The organism is Mesorhizobium sp. M1C.F.Ca.ET.210.01.1.1 (assembly GCF_004791585.1).
GTDB lineage: Bacteria > Pseudomonadota > Alphaproteobacteria > Rhizobiales > Rhizobiaceae > Mesorhizobium.
In genome coordinates this window covers 1-21,632 of the sequence record NZ_SRUU01000049.1, presented here as the reverse complement: position 1 = coordinate 21,632, position 21,632 = coordinate 1, and the positions used below count along the sequence as shown (strand labels likewise).

Here is a 21,632-nt window from a genome sequence, read left to right as displayed (position 1 = left end):
GCAGAACCGCTACCGCGGTCCGAAACCCATCGAAAAAGCCAAGCTCCCAAGGCATCCATCTGGATCCTGGAGAATTGTTTGAATGCACATAGATAAGCGTCTTTGACTGCCTCATACGGGTCCGCAGCAACTCGGCGGTGGCCGAGGAGACTTTTGTGCGGTCCAGTTGTGAATCTTCGACCCAATCTACGTAAGCAGTGAACCCAAGCTCCTCGAAAATTCGCTTCACACCGAGAACGATCTCTGCGTCCTTGAAAGAATGTGACAGAAAAACGTCGAATGACGATCTGGCTGTAGCTGCGGCCGTCTCTTCCTTTAGAACGATCGATGCGGCTCTATGTCCTCGACTGGCATTCGCAACTCTTTTCAGCTCTGCCTCGGTCAGTAGCACTATTCAAATCCCCCCATGATCTGTTCGCAATCTATGAACTTGACGCCCATTCGATTAAGCGACCCTTGTCTTGTGAAAACTGGCACCATGCTCTCCAGCCGGAGCGCAACCTCCACCTTCTCAAAGACCACGTCGGCCGGCAGGAGTGACCGGCCTTGTCACCCACTTACGCGACCCCGGCACAGCCATGCTCCTCGCTTAGAAGGCTGCGGAGACCAGCAATGTCAAACAGGACAGACGATCTCCTAATCTCGATCAGCAACGAACTTACGACGTAAAAACGCGATGGAGCGATCTCCGAATGTCCGCAGGCGTCGAGGGCCGGGTTGGTCGCCAAGGCCGAGCGGGCCAGCTTGCACTCCCGCTACCCGTCGGCTTGCCAAACCCTCGCTGTAGATTTCGCCCCCTACACGGATGCGCTGACCGCGACTAAGCTCAATCGCCACTGATCCAGGGCGAAAGCCCCCCTTGAGGTAGCGGTAGAGGCATTTTTCGGCACTTCGCATCGTAGATATCGACCAGGCACGATCGGTTTGGCTCTCGCCGCAACCGTGCTGGCCAAGTGCGTCCGATGGCTGCTTCGATCCTCTCCTGGAATAGATCGGTTCCAGATTGCTCAAGCGCATCGTCCTTGCTCGCGATCAACTGGCGGATAGCGCTCGGCCACCTTTTTCCAGCAATTAGTATACCGCAAATGTCCCTTGAGTTTCGTCGGAATGGGTGCCTTTTGCCGACGAATCTACGGGATCCGTGCCAAACGCCGTTGAAACTTAGCTTTTGGGTTTACCGTTGCCTCAGGGCGGACAAAGGTATCGGTGAATTGGACTTCACTGGTTTCGTGACGACAAGGCTATAGTATTGATCAATCCCCAAGCCCGCCTGCAGCAGTCCCTCCATGAAATCCTGATAGGCGGCCATAGAACGAGATGCGACCCGCATCAGATAATCCACGCGCCCCCCAATTGCCCAGCAGTCCAGGATTTCCGGAATGTCTTGGATAGCAGTTTCGAAGTGTCGTTGGTCCTCAAGACGATGACGATCCAGCACGACCTCCACCATCACAAAGATCATGCCGCCGATGAGGGCAGGACTCAGCCGCGCATAAAATCCCTCAATAATCCCCGCGGCCTTGAGTGCTCGGAGCCGCTCCGAACAGGCGGACGCCGAAAGATGAACTCGTTTTGCAAGCTCACTTTTTGAAATCCGACCGTCTGCCTGAATTTCGGAGAGGATCCGCAGGTCCCAACTGTCGAGTTGCACGGGATCGGGTTTCGATTTCATAACCTGTTGCTCTCAAGCAGCGATCGACAGCGCGCCGTGTGCCGATCAATCTATTATCAATAGAAACGACCGAATGTAGTAGTGGAAGGCATCCGTTCCAGGCCCGAGATGTGCTAGAATGGGTAAGAAAATCAGCTGAGGGTGAGCGATCCGCTGAGAAAAGCTGCAGAAGTAATTTGGCTATCGCCCCAACGCCCAACGGGGCAATGGTGCAGCTGGAGAGAATAGTCGGCGGCGGCGGAGACCATGATAAATAGATAACCGATTTTCTTGAATCTCGCTGCCGTACTTGATAGACGCGCGACTGCATTCGACCCTCGATCGCATGGACGGCATACTCAATGCAGTATTCACTCGCACATTCAACTATTAGGGTGAATTGAAGGCCTTGCTTGGCCGGCTCGCGGAGGCGCAGGGCACCGCAAATGCCCCTCGTCTTATGGCTTGCCCGATAATTTGGCGCTCGGGTCTGGCCGAAATCGCCCAACCGGAAAGACTCAAACACCGATGTTGCGTGCGATGCTGTCGGCCGCCATACGCTTACGCCACTCAAGAGGCCCGGAATTGTGAATGGAGTTTCCCTCAACATCGACAGCCATGACGACGGGCATGTCCTGCACATCGAATTCATAGATGGCTTCCATGCCCAGGTCTTCAAAGGCGACAATCCGCGCCGCCTTAATCGACTTTGAAATCAGGTACGCAGCGCCACCCACTGCAGCAAGGTATGGCGTTCTGTGTCTTACAATCGACGCGATGGCCGCCGGTCCCCTCTCCGCTTTGCCCACCATCGCGAAAAGGCCGGTTTCGGCGAGCACCTTGTCCGTAAAATCGTCCAAGCGGCTGGAGGTTGTTGGACCGGCGGGTCCAACGACTTCATTCCTCACTGCCCGGACGGGACCGACGTAGTAGATCACGCGGCCCCTCAGATCGACTGGGAGCGGCTTGCCGGCATCAATCAGTTCGACCATTCGTTTGTGGGCAGCGTCACGGCCCGTCAGCATCTTTCCAGAAAGCAGGAGCGTTTCACCGCAGCGCCACGATGCCGTCTCTTCCTTCGTAAGCGTATCTAAATTGACCCGCCGGACGCCGGCTGGGTTCAATTCGTCGGCTCCGATGTCGGGCCATTCGCGCAAATCGGGCGGCTGGAGGCTGATGGGTCCAGAGCCGTCCAAAGTAAACTTCAGGTGCCGGTTGGCGGCGCATTGCGGGATGAGCGCCACAGGCTTGGACGCTGCATGAGTAGGATAGGTCGCAACCTTGACGTCAACGACTGTCGTCAGACCACCAAGGCCTTGGGCGCCGATACCAAGCGCGTTGATCCGCTCATAAAGCTCAATCCGCAGCCCCTCTTCTGCGCTTGACGCCCCCCTTGCGATCAGTTCCGCCATATCTATGGGCTCGTTCATGGCCTCCTTGGCCAGCAGCATCGCCTTTTCAGCGCTACCACCGATGCCGACAGAGATCAGTCCAGGTGGACACCACCCGCTGCCAAGGGTCGAAACGGTATTCACCACCCAGTCGGAAACGGAGGCGCTGGGATTGAGAGTGGTAAAACGTGCCTTGTTCTCCGACCCGCCGCCTTTCGCGGCGATGGTGATCTCAATCTGGTTACCTTGCACCAGGTCGACATGGACAACTGCCGGTGTGTTGTCGCGGGTGTTGACCCGTCTAGCGAGGGGATCCGCAACGATCGATCCCCGAAGGGGATTGTCCGGATCGAGATAGGCTTGACGTACGCCCTCATTCACAAGATCCGCGAAACTGGCTGTTGACTTAATGCGGGCATCCATGCCGACCTTTGCGAAGACAACCACAAGTCCGGTGTCCTGACAAATCGGGCGCCGCCCAAAGGCCGCCATGCGGGAGTTCAGCAGAATCTGACCTATGGCATTCTTCGCCGACGGGCTCTGTTCTCGCGTGTATGCGTGAGAAAGAGACCGGATATAATCTGGAGGATGATAGTACGAGATGTACTGAAGGGCGTCGGCGACGCTCCTTGTGATGTCGCTACCGGCCATGGTCCGTGTTCTGTTTCCCACCGGATTTTATCCAAATGAACCGAGGCCATTGACCATTTTCAGAATCTGGAAGCTTCGCACCCCCTGCTCGCCGCCTTCATATCCATAGCCGCTTTGCTTGACTCCTCCATAAGGGGCATCAGCGGAAACCCCTTTCAGGTAATTCACACTAACAGCGCCCGCAGAAAGACCGCCCACAAGCCTCTGTTGCGTATCGGCCGCGCCAGTAAACAAGTAGGCGGCCAGACCGTACTCCGTGGCGTTGGCTTCATCGATCGCCTCTTCGATCGTATCGAAAGGAGCCACGGTGAGAATTGGTCCGAACGGCTCTTCATGAAGCACTCTCGCTTCCTTCGGTACGCCAGTCAGGATGGTTGGCGGCCAGTAAAACCCCGGTCGGTCAAGGGGGATGCCACCGGTCTCGATTTGGGCGCCGCCCTCTACCGCATCTTTGGTCAGGCGTTGCATGGCCTCGATTCGCCGCGCGTTTGCCATGGGACCCATCTGCGTTGCAGGGTCATCCGGTGGACCGATCCTGATTTTTCGGACCGCCTCCGTCATCCGGAACAGGAATTCCTCATAGCGGGATCGGGCGACAAGAATCCTGCTGGGCGCATTACAACTCTGGCCCGCGCACTCGAATTTGTATTCCGAAATAGCCGGTATCGCCGTTGCCAGGTCGGCATCTTCGCACACAATAACCGGGGAATGTCCACCGAGCTCAAGGATGCAGCGCTGCAGATTATTCGCGGCCAGTGTGGCCAGCTGTTTCCCAACAGCGGTCGACCCCGTGAACGTCAAGACTTTGACAATTGGCGAACTGAGCAGATGCCGTGATATATGCACAGGAACACCGAACACCAGGTTGACCACGCCTTCCGGTATCCCTGCTTGACGCAAAGATTCCACGATATGGACAGCCACGCTTGGCGTCTCTTCGGCCCCTTTGAGGATCACCGGGCAGCCTGCCGCCAGCGCGGGGCCGAGCTTGCGGGCGATGAGAACGGCTGGATAGTTCCACGGCGTAAAGGCAGCGACGACACCGAGGGCCTCCGGGACGATCATCCTGTTCGGACCCAACGGAATCGGGGTCGACAACTCATCGGCATGCCGTCCATTCCATTCCAGCGTTTCGACTGCGCGCGCGTACTCTCCTGTTGCTTCGGCAATCGTCTTTCCCTGTTCGGACGACAGGTCCCTGGCTGCGGCGCCAGCTTTCTCTGCCAGAATGCTGGCGGCAGAGACGAGTATCTCGCCACGCTCTTTGGCGGGTCGTGAGGACCACGCCTTGCGGCTGCGTTCTGCCGAAGCAAGAGCTTCATCCAAGTCTGAAACCGTAGCCGAGGCCACTGAGGCAAATACCTTCTCCGTCGCCGGGTTGATCACCGGCAAAGTGGCTCGGCTACCACCGGCTCGCCATTTGCCATTAATGAAGAGCTCGTAACTCTTGGCGTCGGACATCGCGGGCTCCACTTGACTGAATTCTTGCATACGAGCGCAGTTTCGATATCGAAACTGCTGAACTCGCTTGAGCCAGTTTCATCGCGATGGTCGCGGCGGGTCAAATATCGAATATTGCCGAAATCCATCTGGAATCCAGATCGGCTGGTCCTAATGGCCGCAAAAGATCATGCCCAGCTTTACAGGTTAGTTTGTCAGGTCGCCTCAGGCGCCACCGCCGCCCAGTCCCGGATTTCAATCAATTTTCTGGCGACCTTCGGAATGAGCTTGCGGACCGCAGAAACGGCCGCAGAACGCTCATCTTTGGGATTTACAGCGAGCACCACGGACCGAGTAATCACCGGATCGACGATCTTGACAGTCCGGACCAGCCCTTGGGAGGCTTCTTTCTGAACCGCAGACGGGGCGAGAATAGAATGCGCTTTTCCCTCTACGACCATGTTGATGATCGTTGAGAGGGAGTCCACTTCAAACCTGACGTCCAGCGCGCAACCGTGTTGTGCAACGACATCAGCCACCGAACGCCTGACATTGTTGTTGCGCATGGGAACCGCCAGGGGGAATGCATGCAGGTCGGCCAGAGATATCGCATCTTCAAACGGTGGCTCGCCGGACGGAACTACCAGACAAAGGTCTTCGCGCGCTAGCACCGTCATTCGCCCCACACTGTCTGCTGTGCGGTACAGAACCGCCAGATTGAAGCGTCCAGCCGCCATCCATTCCTCTAGCGGTCCCGTCATACCCTCGACCATCTTGAGGGACACCTTGGGCAGTTCGTGTCTCACCGCCTCAAGCAGCGGACCGCTCAGGACGCGAGCAGCTCCAGACGGAATGCCAATAGTCACCTCCCCGGCAGGGGAAGCGGCTGTGTTGGTCAATTCCACCTCGGTAAGTCGAATTTCTTTGAGAATTGCCCGCGCCCGCTCGAGCAGTTTGGCTCCTGACGCCGTCACGCTCACGCCGGTCCTGTCGCGTATCAGCAGCTGAGTGCCGAAGCCTTCCTCCAATTGGCGCACATGCAGACTCAGCGCACTCTGGGCGACATTCAGAAAGCCAGCGGCCTTGGTGAAACTGCCTGCTTCGACCACGCCAACGAAGTATCTTAACTGCCTAATTTCCACGGGTACTCTTCCGAGGGCGAACTCCAATTTATGTAATCTATCTCGAAATGCGATGGCGCGACAGCAATAATTGTGCCAGGGCGCACTAAGTCTGCTCTAAACCAGCCGCAGAAGACTCAAACGCCCAAGTCGGTGTCCGGACCCGCGGCAGCAATTTCTTGGGCCCTTCGGATCACCGGTGGATCGACCATCTTTCCCTCGAAGGCGAAAGCGCCTCGGCCCTGCCCTGCCGCATCTTTTTGCGCCGCGAGGACACGACGGGCCCACTCGAGTTCCTGTGGGCTTGGTGAGAAAGCCTCATTGAATATGGCAACCTGGTTTGGATGGATCGCCAAAGCTCCGGTAAAGCCAAGCCGCCGCGCATGCGCCGCGGCCTCACGAAGTCTATCGTTGTCTGAGAACTCGCTGATAGTTCCTATGAAACCAAGCGGTAGCAAGCCAGCGGCGCGAGCCGCAAACAGAACGGAAAGATTCGGTGTCAAAAGAAGGTCGAATTCCGGGGCACCGCCAACAGAGGCACTGAAGTCTTCAGGACCCAGCGCCATTGCAACCATCCTGGGATGCGCAGACGCAATGGCTGAGAGACTTTGCAATGCTGCCGGAGTCTCGATCTGGGCAAGGAACCTGATTCGACCCAGCGCAAGGCTTCTTTCTCGTTCAAGTTCCGATACCGCATTCGCGATCTCTATTACCCACGCTGCCGAATCCGTCTTCGGAAGGACAAGTGCATCAACACCCGCCACTACGGCTGCATCGAGATCGGCCGCCAAGGCACGCAAACCGCGATTCACGCGAACTAAAACATATGCGCCCCTGCCGCCCACCTTTGCCACGGACGCAGAAAGCTGGCGCCGTGATTCATCTTTTTGATCCTGGGGAACGGAGTCCTCGAGATCGAGTATGACGCCATCTGCCCCGCGCTCATGAGCCGCCTCCACAAAGCGCGGAACATGAGCGGGAACGAAGAGCAGAGATCTCCAGCGGGGAACAAAAATCGGGCTTTCAAGGGCCGGGACGGTGTGATCCATAATGTCGCCTCTGCGGTCATTTTAGCGCGGGCGGTGTCAGTGAACTCGCTGGCCGGCTGTGGCGTTGGGAGGGACCCGAAGTTGGTAAGTACTCTGTAATCGGGATCGCGTCCCTTGCCCGACAATAGGCGCGCTCATGCTGACACGGCGCTTGCGCCCAAGCCTGCTCGAACCTCCTCGCGGACAGCCTCCGTATGCGCACCAAGAGCCGGAACTGGGCGCAGCGAGAGGCGCTCAGAGTTGAAGATTGCTGCCGGAGCTATGGTCTCTACAGTTCCTTCAGGGGTGCCCACCTCAACCCTGCGAACGTGAGGATGCCTTGAAACATCAGCCACTTCATTCAGGCGCCCGTACGCGAGACCGGCCGCCTCGAGCTCGTGCATTGCATCGTGGCAGGACAGTTCAGAAAACCGCCGTCCAATGATCTCATCAAGCTGAGCACGATGACCAAGTCGCTCCATATTATCGGCAAAACCGGGTGCGCGTGTAAGCTCCGGCTGCTTCAGGAATTTCTCGCAGAAATTTACCCATTCGCGGTCATTCTGAACCGAAAAGATGACGTCTTTGCCGTCGGCGCACTGATAGGCGCCATACGGTACCAATGACGGGTGTCTCACGCCCGCGCGAAAAGTATGATAGCCGCTATAGTCGTTTTGCAGAACGGGCACATTCATCCAGTCGGCGACGGCATCGAACAGTGACACCTGAATACTTGTCCCTTCACCGGTGACCTGGCGGTGGTACAGGGCCTGAAGGATGGCGCTGTGTGCCGTCATGCCCGCCGAGATATCGCAAACAGAGACCCCTACTCGCGCGGTCCCTTCTTGGGTGCCGGTGATCGCGCATAGACCTGATTCGGCCTGAACAATGAGATCATAGGCCTTCAAATGGGAAAACGGCCCTTTCTCCCCGAAACCGGAGATGTCGCAGGTGATCAGCCGCGGAAAGCGTCGGCGGAGGTCGGCAGACCTAAATCCCAGTTTTTCGATGCTGCCCGGTTTCAAATTCTGGATAAAGACATCAGCAGCGGCGATGAGCGCGTCTAGGACGGCGCGGTCCGCCTCCGATCTCAGGTCCAGACAAACAGACTCCTTACCCCGGTTAAGCCAGACGAAGTAAGCGCTCTGTCCCCGCACCAACTTGTCATAGTGTCGCGCAAAATCCCCTTCGGGCCTTTCGACCTTGATGACCCGCGCCCCCGCGTCCGCAAGGCGAGACGATGCATAAGGCGCGGCCACGGCCTGCTCCACGGCAACGACGGTGATCCCCTCAAGGCAGTTCTGCATGTCTACACACCGCGCTATTCATCCAACAATTTCGTTTTGAGCCCGACGGCGATTCAGCATCGCCAGCAACCGGTTCTGTTCATTGCCTACAATCGAGAATGCCTCGTCGACTCCCATTCCAGGCTTCGCGAGCATCATGTCTGCTTGGGTAGCCACCGATATGTGGACAGAAGTCTGGGCAGAGAGATCTGTCTCGGTACAGCTCCCTCCAACGTACGCGCCTACCTTGTTCTCCTTGCACAGAAGCACGGCACGTGCCGTGTCAGCCAATGAGCCGACATCGGGCGTCTTGATTTGAATGAGATGCGCGGCCTTCGCTTCGGCGAAGAGGCGGATATCCTCAAGCGTGTTGCACCTTTCGTCCACGACAATTCGAGCACTGGAACCCCGGTCATCTAAAATCGCTACGATCTTGGCGTAGTTCTCAATTTGAGCTTGCGTGGAACCAAAGTCGGCCGGCGACTCGATGTTAAGTGCGAAGCCCGGAACGGTATCGGCAACCTTGCAGATAAAGTCGGCGATGCTTTGCGGTTGAAGGCCGATCTCCTGACCGATCCAGCCATAGACATCGAAATGTAGCACGGGATGATACCCCTGGCGGCCGATTTCGTGAGTACGCGTTGCAACCCACTTCACGAAATCCATGAAAGTGTGGCCGTCGACGCCGAACTTCTGCCGTGAATTGATCAGACCGTGGGGAAGCACATCCACGGCTTTCAAAATCATCTTATCGACATTGGTTTCCCGAGCATCTCCGCTCTGGCAGTAGATCGGGATGCGGCAGGTCGGTAGCGGCAGATCAAACTCGGCGCATATGATTTCCGCCATTGTCTTGCGATGAAAATGGGCTGCTGCGCGGAGGAGCGCCTGGCTGACCCCATACTCGATCGCGAGAGGTAGCCGCTTGTGGCCGAAGGGCTCGAAAACCTTCACGCAGGAATGAAGGTAACAAGACGCATTAACATCGAGAAGCCGGGGCACCACTACCCGTGACGTCAAATCCGAGATTTGAGCAGTTTCAAACAAGGAATCGCGTCCACCAGCACCAGAATACTGGACGCCCATCATGTCGCCCCAGACTACGGTATCGTCCGCAAGCACAAGCCCTACGCTCAATGAAGATGCCGGAACACGAATGGATTTGAAGTCGGGAGTGACGGGCTCGCCCACATAGACAAAACCGTCCTGGATTGCGCCGGACCTAATGGCAGCTTGATCGTCATAGAAGAACGCGCCTGTGCCCGGCGCGAGGAGGACGTCTTTGATCTGCAATTCAGTCACTCGATTCGTTCCTAGGAAATCAAATTTGCCGCTGTGGGCGTTGGCTGGTCTGCACTCAACTTTAGATCTTCATCGGCCGCGCAGCGAACGCTAGCCCTTCATTGCGGTCGACATGCGCGCCCGATCGTATGGCTAAGACGATGGACCGCCCGGGCCTACGGATGTCAATGGACCCAGCAGAAAGCGAATCCATTGCATCAAGACACCTATTACACCTCCGTGCTCCACTTCATCCAACACTGAGCAGCGAGGTTCGAAGATGCCCGGAGCAGGCGATCTGAGCTCGTCAGACACTGAGCGTCTCAAGTGCCTGACTCGACCTCTTTTTACGGAAAGACACATTCTCGACTTTCCTTCGACGATTAATGAGTGCGTTACGGACTCCAGCTTCATAGACTGCCAGAGCCTCTGCGCTGACCGTACCACTGCCAAATTCAGCGCAAACAAGATGTCCCCTGCTGACGCCGGGCGGATCCGGATCAAACGTAGGATGTGGTGCTTCGCTCATTGCTCAACCTATTGCGAGTATTCAGGCGACTTTGGCGCCCGGTTTAAGATGGGTGTTGCGCGTTTGCATTTTCCCGCTCTGGAAGTATGCGCCGAGGGTATCCAATTCGCCAATATAATGTCCCGGACGGTGCCCATCGCGTTTTCAGATGGCTGCCGCCTTGCTTGGTGGAACTACCGCTGCTCGAGTTCACCAGCAATGCGATCCTTGCCTGGGCCTATGCAAGCCGCGTAGACCTCCGGGCAAGCCCACGCAGAACGGTTTCGTCGAGAGCTTCATGTATAGACGGCCCCGCGGGTGCAAAGTGGTTTTGAGACAGATGACATTCGGTGGGTGCGTTCATGTATTCGGCCTGTTCATGCGACCACTACATGGTCGCTGGCCCTGATGGAGATCGCGGATCGAGGCCTCGTCAACGGGTGGCGCTGATCGCGCATAAAGCTCTTCGGGCTTTCTCGATCCCAGCTCTGCCGCTTGCCATCACGTCGTCATTGCACTTGAGCCATTCGCGCCCGTCATCATCATTGCCCAGATGATGCGAGCAAGCTTGTTGGCAACCGCAACCGCGACAACCATGGGACGCCTGCGCTCAAGGAGCCCGTCAATCCATGATCCATCCAAGGTGGCGCGCGCTTTGGGATATCGCACTAGCGATCTCCTTGCTTCGTTATGCCGCCGGGACGGCATGTCCCGCCGGATGAGTTTTGCCGAGGCGTGAGGCCCAGCCAGGCAGCAAACTCGCGCCCGGAGCGGAACGCGGACGGATTGGGTATGGTCGCGGCAAATGCGGTCGCTGTGATCGAGCCGATTCCGGGATCGAGGCGGCAGAAGAACAAAAGAGCCTCTTTCCGACGCAGCCGGCGCCGGACAGTGGCGTTCCCCTCACATCGACACCGTGAACCTGAAAGACGTTCTTGGCCAAATCCAGACCGATCGTGGTAATCTTGATATGGCAGGCTCCTCTCGACTGTGGGTCTGTGGTCACTGCACAACCTACCATTTGGCACCCGGATGACGGGGAGCAGGAGCCATCCACATGGGGAATCGCGGGAGCGCATCGCCCAGAGAACCAATCATATCCTTGGAAGGTGGCTGTTCCCCCATAAGATGGAAATACGGGCTCACGACCTGACGCCGGACCCAAGCGTCAGATGGAGAACAGCTATGAAAGAATATATCGGACTTGACGGTGCGCCGTGACGGCCCGGGAGGTGAACATGGAATAGCCTCCTCTCAAGCTTGCTGATCTTCGACCGGCGGCTACAATGCCACCCCGCCTTCAGGAGCAGCGGCGGAAGGGGCCGAGAAGCTCGACCGGGCGTCGCCGGTTGGGTGTCATAAGGAGATCGGCCTGCACTGTACCGGATGCGAACCATCGCCGCAGGCCGTGCTACCGCAATGTCTATGGCGAGATAACGAAGGAGCGCTGGAAGCCTCGGATTCAACCGGCAACGCCTCCAAATCATGCGATGGCATGGGAGGTAAGAAGCGAAGACGCGTAAGTGCGTGCGCCACCATCCAGGTGGATGATCCACTCTCGCTTCGAACTCTTTCGTCAGGGCGCCCTCCAGCAGCAGGCCCTAAGTCAGATATCGCCACAAGCCGATTATCAGCTTGCGCGCCAAGGTGATCATGGTGCGGCGGATGCGTCCCTTTGCCGGTGCCAACGCGCTCGTGAAACCAGCGCACGAGACCTCGCTCTGCGCCAAGCCGCATGACCAGCACAATGGCCGCCCCATTTTTGCAGAACTGGACGCACACAACCCCGATTGGACAAATCTTCGACGACGATCACCCCTTATCAGGCGACACCTCTGGCGATGCGGGTGTAAGTGCCGCACAGCGATCTTTTCCAGGGGTCGGAAATGGTGTGATCGACCAACGGATCAGGTCGACGGAACGCTGAAGGATAGCCTCGGTCTGAGAGAGGGAGGGGGAAACGGCGATGACACATCCCATCACGTCTAGGTAATAGCCTTTCCTGAGGATCCGCGTTCTGGGTTTAACATACAACTTGACCTCGGCGACACCTGATATGGCAGCCGCCTGACTGTCGCCCCTGATCCAATCGAGGGTGCCATCGCGGTCAGGAATTAGGTTCCGCGCGGCTGCAACGTGCGAATGCCTTCTACGTAAATTCCACTCGTCGCCAATGACGAGCTTAATGTGCTCGGTGATGAGGTCGACACCGTAAGCCAGTTGAACCAGTCGAGGATTAGGGTAGCCTGCAAGACGCGGATTGACTTCAATGACGACTGGGCCAAGCTTCGTCCATCGGAGATCAATGTTCGTTGGCCCCCAGCCAAGGCCGAGAGCTCGCAAACAGCTCAGCGAAACATCAATGACCCGCTCATGCTCGTCCTCGGTCAGCACGGCCGGATAGGTGTATTCACGGCAGACGAAATGCGGTGGGAGGCCAAAGGAAGCGGTGCCAATCCCAACGACCTCGTTTCCCATTATCTCAGCGCTATAATGGGGACCCTGTGCGAATTCTTCGACCAGTATCCTCGGTGAAGACGGCCAAATGTACTTCCCGCCCAACAGATAGGTCGCATGTTCGGCTAACTCATCAGCGTTCCGGCACAATCGGACACCGCTGCTTCCGGCGCCAACAGCAGGCTTAACTACCACCGGAAGGCCAATCTCCGCAGCAGCGTTCTCTACGTCCCTCGCATTCGCCGCCAAGCGATAAGCAGGTATTGGAACACCGGCTCCGGCGAGGAGCTCACGTTGAGTGAATTTGTCATAGCACCGTTCAATTGATCCGGGGTTCGGGCCCGGTAAATCGAAATGCCGGCAGAGCTTGCTGACGGTCGCATAGACCGACTCGTCGAGCCCCGAAAAGCCAGTAATGCCAGCGATGTCATAGGTCGCACGCAGTCGGGAACATTCGCGGATCAGCGCATCGAGATTGTCTGTATCGACCCGGGTCGCCTCAGTGTCTTCCGCCGCAAGATAGTCGTACTGAGTTGGATCAGCCGACAGGGTAATTGGACAGAGACCAAGACGTTGGGCCGCTTGGACGAATAGCAGTCCCATACGTCTGTGGCCTTCAACCATGATGAGTGCTCTTCTTGCCATTGGCATTGATCCTGGCTAGTGGGTTGTGCGGCGGTCTGAGCGTGAACAGGCATCAGCTTTAATCCGCGCCTGACCTCAGACTTTGCGGTGAAAGTATCACTATCAGCGGTCTGCGGCCGCAAAGATTCTGTGAAGTTAGTTGAAGTATCCGTTGCAACGTCTCGGTTGCCAACGATACCGCTCAGAGCGTTTCGGCGAATTTCGGAGCGTTGCGATGGAGACGTTTGATAAGGCGCCCCAACCGGGCATCCAGCCGCTCCAGCCCGCAATACTGAAGCGGCAGGTCCGTTCATTGTTCGACCTGTTTTTGTGCGGCCTAAGGCCGCTGGCCATGCTGGTGTCGGCGGACCCTCATCAAGCTGCCGCGCTGCGATGCGCGTTGAAACACTCAGTTCTCCCGATCTAGCGTAAGCGGTGTGCCATCGGCACCTAGACTGGGTGCGGGGTCATGAGGTCTCACGTGGTATTCTTGCCACTGAAGACCTCCGCCAAATAGTCAATAAACACCCTGACTTTACGTGGGGTGTGACGTCGCTGAGCATAGAAGGCGAAGATCGGTTGCTCGATGGGTTCATAATCCGGCAGCAGCCGCACGAGGCGGTTCTCCGCTATATCCTGGGCGACCATGAAATCGCCCAAGAGGGAGTAGCCCCCTCCCGCTAGGCACGCGTTTCTCACCGCTCGCGCTGAGTTCATTGTCAGATGCTGCGGCACTTCGAAGTCAATGACCTTTCCTTGATGCGAAAACCTATGAACGCGCCCCCATTCTCCGCTGACCTGAGTAACGGATGGGCAAGCTTTGATCTCGTCCAAGGTCCTGGGTGTCCCATATTGCTCGCAAAACTGGGGCGTAGCGACGAACACGATCCTCTGCGTGAAAATTCTCTGCGCAATCAGGGATGAATCGTTCAATGGCCCTACTCGGATGGCGACATCGAAGTGCTCTCCAATAAGATCGACCAACCGATTGCCAAGGTCGATTGAGACCTCGAGCTGCGGGAACCGTCTCACGAACTCGGGAACCGCTGGTGCCAGGCACTCATTGCCAAAGGCCGTTACGCAGGAGACGTGGAGCTGGCCGCGAGGGGTTTCGTGGCGTTCGCGTACCGCGCTCCGCATCAGATCAAGCTCCTCCAGGAGGCAGGTGCTCTTTTGCACGAACTCCATCCCGGCATCCGTCAGATTGATCTGCCTGGTGGTGCGGTTAAAGAGACGTACGCCGAGATCGGCCTCCAGGTCTGCCACAATGCGGCTTACCGAGGCAGCGGAAAGGCGCAAATCCCGGCTCGCAGAAGAGAAGCTGTTATGCCTGGCGACTGCCACTGCCACCTTCATGGCCTCGATCATATCCATGCGCCATTCTTCCGAAATCCAAAATAATGTCTCTCACCCAGCGCCTATTAACACGGAAATCGGATTCATGCATCAATGCGGCGAACGCTCAATTTGAGGAGATGATGGACATGTCCACGAATCCTAGCTGGCTACTTCGGAGCTACCCTTCCGCAATGCCTTCCGTCGAGAACTGGAGCCTGGAGGACCGTCCAATTCCCGAGGCGGCGGATGGTGAGCTGCTGGTGAAAACTTTGTGGCTCTCCGTCGACCCCTATATGCGCGGTCGGATCAGCCCCGCGAAGAATTATGCTACTGGTTTTAAAATTGGCGATCTGATGTGCGGCGGCGGAATTGGCGAGGTAATTACGTCTGAGTCTCCAGACTTCAAGCCAGGCGACGTCGTGATGAGCGATCATTTTGGTTGGCAGCCGTTTAGCGTTATCCCGGCCGCGTCGGCCAAGCCAGTGACAACTACGGACGCTCCGATTCAGTCCGCGCTGAGCTATCTCGGCATGCCCGGTCTCACCGCCTACTTTGCCCTCCTCAGAACCGCAAATCCGAAGGTGGGGGAAACGGTGTTGATCTCTGCCGCGTCTGGAGCTGTAGGGCAGATTGCGGGACAGATCGCGCGGATCAAAGGGTTCGACCCAGTCGCTGTTGCGGGCTCGGACGAGAAGCTGGAATGGTGCAGGGAGCTTGGATATCGGACAGGCGTCAATCATCGAAGCTCGCCTGATCTCGTGGCAGATGTCGCGACCGCATGCCCCAAAGGCGTTGATGTCTTTATCGACAACACCGCCGGGCCGATTCACGACGCAGCCATGTTAAACCTCAACACCTTTGGCAGGGTGGTGGTCGTCGGGACTATTGCCTTGGCCGACCGGTTTGACCAGCCCGATATCGGCCTCAGGCATCTCAGAAGGACGCTGATCACCCGTGCGCGGATAGAAGGGTTCTTGCTCGACGACCACGAGGGAGAATACGAGATCGCGATTGCCGATCTGCTGTCATGGTACAGACAGGGACTGCTTCAGACACGGGAAGATGTTGCGGAAGGGATTGAGACCGTGCCCCACGCTTTCGTTCGGATGTTGAAGGGAGAGAACTTCGGCAAGCAACTGGTCAAGCTGTGATGCTCTGAACGAAGATTTGTCCGCTTCGGCAAAACTGCGATTTTTGTGCACGCGTTACTCAAGCGGATAATTCCAAGGCAGCAGCTCATCGATCCGGCTCTGCTTGTGGCCGTTGACGATGGCGGTGAGCGTGGCGGTCAGGTAGGCCTGCGGGTCAACGGCATTGAGTTTGCAGGTTTCGACGAGCGAGGCGATGGTCGCCCAGTTCTCGGCTCCGACGTCGTGGCCCGCAAAGAGCGCGTTCTTCCGATTGAGGGCGATAGGCCGGATGGTTCGTTCCACGCTGTTGTTGTCGATCTCGATGCGACCGTCGGTCAGGAAGAGCTTCAGACCGTCCCAGTATTTAGCGATGTAGGCCACCGCCTCGCCGAGTGGGGACTTTGTCGCGACACGGGCGCGGTGATGGACGAGCCAAGCCTGCACGTCGGAGACCAGCGGCGCTGATCGTTCCTTCCGTCCAGCAAGGCGAGCCTCCGGGTCAAGGCCGCGCAGTTCGGCCTCGATCCGATACAGTTCACCAATCCGTTTGACACCGTCCTCGGCAATCGGCGCTGTTCCGTTGCGAGTGATCTCAACCAGCTTGCGCCGGGCGTGGGCCCAACAATAGGCAAGCCGAATGTCTGATCCGATACGGTCAGGTGCGATCAGTCTGTTGTATCCGGCATAGCCATCGACCTGCAGGATGCCGGAGAATCCCTGCAGTATTCGTTCGGCATGAATGCCCCCGCGACCGGGAGCGTAGGTGAAGGCCACACCTGGCGGAGCACCGCCGCCCCATGGTCGATCATCCCGCGCAAGCGCCCAGAAGTATCCGGTCTTGGTTTTGCGCGAGCCGGGATCGAGAACCGGGGCACGGGTCTCGTCCATGAAGAGCTTGGACGAGCGCTTCAAGTCGGCAATCAGCGCACCGAAGACGGGACGCAACTCATAGGCTGCGCGGCCGACCCAGTCGGCGAGCGTGGAACGGTCGAGATCAATGCCTTGGCGGCCCATGATCTGGGCCTGCCGATAAAGCGGAAGGTGATCGGCATATTTGGAGACCAGGACATGGGCGACGGTCGCTTCTGTCGGTAGGCCTGCCTGGATCAGTCGTAGTGGAGCCGGAGCCTGAACGACGCCGTCAGTGCACGCACGGCACGCATATTTAGGGCGACGGGTGACGATGACGCGGAACTGCGCCGGGACTACGTCCAACCGCTCCGCCACATCTTCGCCGATATAATGCAAATAACCGCCGCAGGAGCAGATCAGGCTTTCCGGTTCAAGGACCTCTTCGACACGAGGAAGATGCTGAGGAAGGGAGCCGCGATTGGTCGCGCGCGGCCTAGTGACCCTGTTCCCAGGACGAGCATCGACTTCCTCCTCGGCATGGATTGTTGCCATGGCCGTTTCCAGGTCTTCCAGCGCCAGATCGAACTGGTCGGGATCGGCCTTCTCGGACTTGCGCCCGAAGGCTGCCTGCTTGAAGGCCGAGACCAGTTTCTCAAGCAGTTCTATCCGCTCATCCTTGCGGGCAATCTGGGCGTCTTTGCCTGTCTCGCGCGCCTTCGCCGCGATCAGCATCGCCTTCAGGGCGGCAACATCATCGGGAAGATCAGCGGCGTCCAGCATGGCCGGAACCTACCAAAGCCCGGTCCGTTTTGCCTTCGGAATTTGTTGTGCTGAGTCATCGTGCCGCAGCTATTCTATCACCCCCGGCGCTCTGGTCTCGACGGCGCGAACCCGCTGCCAGTCCAGGCCCGCGAACAGTGCCTCGAACTGGGCATGGCTCAACGTCATCAGGCCGTCCTTGATGCCGGGCCAGGTGAAGCTGTGCTCCTCCAGCCTCTTGTAGGCCATCACGATGCCGCTGCCATCCCAGTAGATCAGCTTCAACCGATCCGCTTTGCGTGACCGGAACACGAAGACTGTTCCGGTGAACGGGTCCTTGTGCAGCTCGTTCTTTACCAGCGCCGCCAATCCATCATGCCCCTTGCGGAAGTCTACCGGCTTGGTCGCCACCATGATGCGCACGCGGTTCGATGGAAAGATCATGTCGCCGCTGCCAAGGCACGCGCGATGGCAGCGATCCGGGCAGCAGACGCACCTTCCTCAAGACGGATTGTGACAGGACCGACAACGATCTCGGCGCGGGAGGTCTGCTTCGCGGTTGGCGGTTCCGGCGCGGGCGTATCAATGACCATTGCCGCGAATTCCACGGCATCCTCTGGCGCGGGCAGAACCAGCTTGCCCTGCCGCGCCAGCGTGCGCCAGGACGACAGGTGGTTGGCCTTCAGCCCGTGGCGCTCCGCCACTTCGTTCACCGTCACGCCCGGACGCAAGCTCTCCGAAACGATCTGTGCCTTGACCTCATCCGGCCATTGGCGATGCGCCTCACGTCGGCCCCGCCGTGACGTGAGAACCTCCAACGTAGTGTCCATGGAGAAACTCCTTGTCGCTCGTCCATGGAACGTCGATCACAGATCAGGCAACTGCGGACAATGTGAGGGCAAAACAGCGGTTACGATCTAGCGCGGATTACATATTGTTTACCGGCCGACGCGCCGGCCATGACAGTCGAGTGCTTGCCCTGAAGAGGCGCGTGACGATAGCGAGTCCTGCTCTGGTTGGACCAGAATGAATTCGAGGGTTCCGATGCCCGCGGTATAGGTACATTTGGGCTGCAGACGTGTGCAGGTCCAGACAGATGTGAGACGGATGGCTTGAGAAAAGTTCGGGGGTCTCCGAAGCTGAAGTTGCGAAGATCAAACTTCAGGAGAACCCCCGATGCAGGTTTTTGGCCTGCCGCGTCATGTTATCAGAGCCGGTGCTCTGGCGTCACGGATCGCGGCGAAATCCCTATCGAATGAAGCCGCGATCCGTATGGACGCCGTCAGGCGCTGGCTTCCTCAACGCAATCGAGGCTCAGTTGCCTAAGGCGTAGAGCGGTTCACGTCATCCTGGATATGGCCGCAGAACGTTCTTCGCCAGCGATGGCAAAGGGTTTGATCGACCAATGGATCAAGTCAACGGCGCGCTGAAGTATGGCCTCGGTCTCAGCACGGCTTGGTGAAGCGGCGATGACATGTCCGAAGAGGTCTCGGGAATCGCCTTTCCTGACGATCGGCATCTTGGGTTCTACGTACAACTTCACTTCGGCGACGCCTGGTATGGCAGCCGCCCGACTGTGGCCAGCGATCCACTCGAGGATTCCATCACGCTCAGGAACGAGGAGCCGCGCGGTTGCAGTGTGAGAATGTGTTCTACGCAAATTCCATTCCTCGCCGGTGAGAAACTTGATGTGCTCGGTAATGAGATCGATACCATAAGCCAGATGAACGCGCCGAGGACTGGTCCCAGCCCCAAGACGCGGATTGACTTCGATGACGACTGGGCCAAGCTTCGTCCACCGAAATTCAATGCATTTAGGCCCCCAGTCAAGGCCGAGAGCTTGCAAACAGCTCAGCGATACATCGGCGATGCGGTTATGCTCATGATCAGTCAGCGGGGCCGGAAAGGTCGAGGTACGAAAAACGAAATGCGGCGGGCAGCCGAACTCAGAGGCGGTAATCCCGATTAACTCATTTCCCATTATGTCGGCGCAATAATACGGACCCTGTGCGAACTCTTCGACCAGTATCCTCGGTGAAGACTGCCGTATGTGCTTCCCACCCAACAGAAAGGTCGTATGTTCGGCTAATTCGTCGGCGTTGCGGCACAGTCGGACACCGGAGCTGCCGCTGCCTACGGCTGGCTTGACAATCACCGGCAGGCCGATCTCCGCGGCGGAGCTTTGTACGTCCGCTTCATTCGCCGCCAAGCGATAAGCAGGTATTGGGACGCCGGCCTCCCGGAGGATTTGACGTTGAGTGAATTTGTCGCAGCATCGTTCAATGGATGCCGGATTCGGTCCCGGTAGATCGAAATGCCGGCAGAGCTTGCCGACTGTCGCATAGACCGACTCCAGGGCGCTGGTGATGCCAACAACCTCAAAGCTCGCACGCAACCGGGCACATTCGTGGACCAGCGCATCGAGATTGTCTGTATCGATCCGGATTGTCTCAAGCCTTTCCGGGGCATGATAGTCGTAGTGCGTTGGATCAGCCGATAGGGTAATTGGATGAAGGCCAAGACGCCGAGCCGCTTTGACGTAAAGCGGACCGTTGGACCTTGTACCTTCAACCAGGATTAGCGCTCTTCTTCGCATTGCTGTTGACCTTTTTTGCAAGTTGTTCGGCAGTCAGAGCGTAGATGGCAGCAGCTCTGGCCGCGCCTTCTAAGCCTTGCGGCGAAGTTACTCTTTTCATCGAAATTCTGTCGCAAAGACTTCGTAAAAGTATGTGAAGAATTATTTACAAAATTTCGAACGCAGATTTTCATCACGTAGCATCTCGACGAATGCCGAAGAGTACGAGTTTGCTCGGCCTTCTGACAGAAACGCCTGACGGACGAGAGAATTTCGTCCGCGGACTTGGTCCTTCGATAGGGCTTTGAGTTCTCATTGTGGCGCTCGATGAAGGTGCGAATATCAGCCTCGAGCTGGCTGGTTGAGGTATGCACGCCGCGTCACACCTGCTTTCAGGTCAGTTCACCGAGCCAGCGGTCGACCTGATTGATCTAGGATGCCGATGTGGGCGTGAAGTGGAGATGGGTAGTGAGGCCGGCGCGACAGCCATGACCTGAGCAGCGCGGTTTTGTGGGTGGCATAATGATCCATGACGACGTGGACATCCGGATCGGGCGGCACGTTGGCGTCTATCTGCTTCAGGAAGTCCAGAAACTCGGTTGCCCAGTGCCGCTTGTAACATTTGCCAATCACAAAACCGGACGCCACATCGAGCGCCCCAAACAGCGAGTTGGTGCCGTGCCGGACATAGCTATGAGTTCGGCGCTCCGGCATGCCGGTTGGGGCGGTGACAGGTAGAGCCCGACGATGTCGCAATCGTTGTCGACGAGCAGGGATCGCTCAACAGCTTGAACGTCTCCGAGCAATGCGGCCGCAGCCCGAGGCGATCCATATAGGCGGATCGTCGTATGGGAGCACCGGTCGCAGTGCCATCGATCGGATTGACCAATGGGTCGCATTATCAGGCTCGAGCGTAGCGTCCGCTCGATCATGGCCGCGATCTGATCATCGTCGATGGTCCGGGGTCTGCCGGGGCGGGCCTCGTCCAGCAGCCCCTCGACGCGATCTTTGAGGAAAGTCGTCGTCATTTGCCGACCGTGTGTCCGTTCACGCCCAACTCCGCTGCCACAACCTTTCTGGGACACCGTCAGCGCATCGAAGAATGATCCGGCACCGCTCCGCCATCGATCGCGCTATACGCTGACGCCGGACCTGCCGCTCCAGATGCTCCCGCTTGACCGCACTCAGGACCAGGGCGGCCCCAGGCCGGCCGGTTGCGTTTGCCATCATGTGCTCCTCATCGCTCCAAGCGCATCATACAAAGAGGCTCACTTTCAGTTCCAGATGGCCAGGCTTCTCTGCGCCCTATTCAGGCGTTGCAACAAAACCCATTTTTTTCCAGCGAAGGTCGTAGCAGCAGCCCAGCGGGCCAAAGTCCGGGTCCGCTTGCACCACTACCGCAGGTACTGCTTAGGGTGAACAAGCCGGCATCCCGCGGCCATGCGGCCGAAATCGGCAGCCAGCGCAGCCAGACCCCGAAAATCAGGATCAGGATGATGCCGGTGACGAATTCGGGCAGCACCGTCACCGACAGGCCGCC

General features: G+C 57.8%; 14 protein-coding genes and 3 pseudogenes. 1 reads left to right on the top strand and 16 read right to left on the bottom strand.

Annotated elements, in window-relative coordinates:
* Positions 1–1,174 precede the first annotated feature (1,174 nt).
* The 10 genes and pseudogenes from EN853_RS31020 to EN853_RS30975 form a co-directional block, all read right to left on the bottom strand.
* A complete protein-coding gene (locus EN853_RS31020) occupies positions 1,175–1,672 on the bottom strand; it encodes an Lrp/AsnC family transcriptional regulator (RefSeq protein ID WP_063169306.1) in 498 nt (165 codons plus the stop codon).
* Between the two features lie 497 nt (positions 1,673–2,169).
* The gene (locus EN853_RS31015; protein ID WP_127862797.1) at positions 2,170–3,693 is read right to left on the bottom strand and encodes a fumarate hydratase; all 1,524 of its coding nucleotides are present in this window, start codon (positions 3,691–3,693) and stop codon (positions 2,170–2,172) included.
* A 27-nt stretch (positions 3,694–3,720) separates the two neighbouring features.
* On the bottom strand, positions 3,721–5,154 hold the full coding sequence (locus EN853_RS31010; RefSeq protein ID WP_127808947.1) for an NAD-dependent succinate-semialdehyde dehydrogenase: 1,434 nt from the start codon (positions 5,152–5,154) through the stop codon (positions 3,721–3,723).
* 194 nt (positions 5,155–5,348) lie between these two features.
* Complete coding sequence (locus EN853_RS31005; protein WP_127808946.1) at positions 5,349–6,275, bottom strand: LysR family transcriptional regulator; 927 nt, start codon at positions 6,273–6,275, stop codon at positions 5,349–5,351.
* A 116-nt stretch (positions 6,276–6,391) separates the two neighbouring features.
* A complete protein-coding gene (locus EN853_RS31000) occupies positions 6,392–7,303 on the bottom strand; it encodes a CoA ester lyase (protein WP_127862798.1) in 912 nt (303 codons plus the stop codon).
* 134 nt (positions 7,304–7,437) lie between these two features.
* The gene (locus tag EN853_RS30995; RefSeq protein ID WP_127862799.1) at positions 7,438–8,589 is read right to left on the bottom strand and encodes a CaiB/BaiF CoA-transferase family protein; all 1,152 of its coding nucleotides are present in this window, start codon (positions 8,587–8,589) and stop codon (positions 7,438–7,440) included.
* Positions 8,590–8,607: 18 nt separating this feature from the next.
* Positions 8,608–9,861: a methylaspartate ammonia-lyase gene (locus EN853_RS30990; RefSeq protein WP_127862805.1), complete on the bottom strand. Its 1,254-nt coding sequence runs from the start codon at positions 9,859–9,861 to the stop codon at positions 8,608–8,610.
* 1,170 nt (positions 9,862–11,031) lie between these two features.
* Positions 11,032–11,190 (bottom strand): annotated as a pseudogene (locus EN853_RS34920) (transposase); the annotation flags it as partial.
* A 979-nt stretch (positions 11,191–12,169) separates the two neighbouring features.
* A complete protein-coding gene (locus tag EN853_RS30980) occupies positions 12,170–13,459 on the bottom strand; it encodes an acetyl-CoA carboxylase biotin carboxylase subunit family protein (protein WP_127862800.1) in 1,290 nt (429 codons plus the stop codon).
* A 456-nt stretch (positions 13,460–13,915) separates the two neighbouring features.
* Entirely contained in the window at positions 13,916–14,812 is an 897-nt protein-coding gene (locus EN853_RS30975; protein ID WP_127862801.1) for a LysR family transcriptional regulator, read from the bottom strand.
* Positions 14,813–14,913: 101 nt separating this feature from the next.
* Here EN853_RS30975 and EN853_RS35185 point away from each other — a divergent pair, with 101 nt between their 5' ends.
* Entirely contained in the window at positions 14,914–15,927 is a 1,014-nt protein-coding gene (locus EN853_RS35185; protein ID WP_348627030.1) for an NADP-dependent oxidoreductase, read from the top strand.
* Positions 15,928–15,981: 54 nt separating this feature from the next.
* On the opposite strand, the gene EN853_RS30965 is transcribed toward EN853_RS35185, so the two are convergent.
* The 6 genes and pseudogenes from EN853_RS30965 to EN853_RS34900 form a co-directional block, all read right to left on the bottom strand.
* Entirely contained in the window at positions 15,982–17,538 is a 1,557-nt protein-coding gene (locus EN853_RS30965; RefSeq protein ID WP_127862803.1) for an IS66 family transposase, read from the bottom strand.
* A gap of 69 nt (positions 17,539–17,607) precedes the next feature.
* Positions 17,608–17,961: an IS66 family insertion sequence element accessory protein TnpB gene (gene tnpB, locus EN853_RS30960; protein WP_135855989.1), complete on the bottom strand. Its 354-nt coding sequence runs from the start codon at positions 17,959–17,961 to the stop codon at positions 17,608–17,610.
* Positions 17,958–18,347, bottom strand: a complete 390-nt coding sequence (locus EN853_RS30955; protein ID WP_135855987.1) for a transposase — start codon at positions 18,345–18,347, stop codon at positions 17,958–17,960. The genes tnpB and EN853_RS30955 overlap by 4 nt, the downstream gene beginning before the upstream one ends.
* A 509-nt stretch (positions 18,348–18,856) precedes the next feature.
* On the bottom strand, positions 18,857–20,113 hold the full coding sequence (locus EN853_RS30950) for an acetyl-CoA carboxylase biotin carboxylase subunit family protein (RefSeq protein WP_127862804.1): 1,257 nt from the start codon (positions 20,111–20,113) through the stop codon (positions 18,857–18,859).
* 206 nt (positions 20,114–20,319) lie between these two features.
* Positions 20,320–21,319, bottom strand: a pseudogene (locus tag EN853_RS30945) (IS630 family transposase); the annotation flags it as partial.
* 82 nt (positions 21,320–21,401) lie between these two features.
* Positions 21,402–21,632: pseudogene (locus EN853_RS34900) on the bottom strand (hypothetical protein); the annotation flags it as partial.